Origin of the sequence: Flavihumibacter cheonanensis, from assembly GCF_022352215.1 — a bacterium.
In the GTDB taxonomy this organism is placed as follows: Bacteria; Bacteroidota; Bacteroidia; order Chitinophagales; family Chitinophagaceae; genus Flavihumibacter; species Flavihumibacter cheonanensis.
This window is the reverse complement of sequence record NZ_JAKRWF010000154.1, coordinates 1-284: the sequence shown is the minus strand read 5'-3', so window position 1 is coordinate 284 and position 284 is coordinate 1. Positions and strand designations below refer to the sequence as shown.

The following is a 284-nucleotide window of genomic DNA, read 5'->3' as shown; positions in this document are numbered from 1 at the left end:
CGAGCAGGGCTATCGCGTGGGCATCATTGACCTGACCGATGGCGAGCCTACGCCCAACTCGCCCGGCCCGGAGGTTCGCCTGGCCGAGGCCCGCGCGGCGGCCGCGGCGCTGGGCGTGGCGAAACGGGTGACGCTCGACCTGCCCAACCGCCGCCTCTTCGACACCTTCGAGGCCCGCGTGAAGCTGGCCACGGAACTCCGCCGCTACCGCCCGCGGCTGGTCATCAGCCTTGGGGAGAGCACGCCCCTGGCCTCGCCGGACCACTACCAGGCGCGGCTGATTA

1 protein-coding gene is annotated in these 284 nt (G+C 72.2%); it reads left to right on the top strand.

Annotated features, from left to right (window positions below):
* A partial coding sequence (locus MD536_RS21505; RefSeq protein ID WP_239603837.1) for a PIG-L family deacetylase occupies positions 1-284 on the top strand: 284 nt, incomplete at both ends.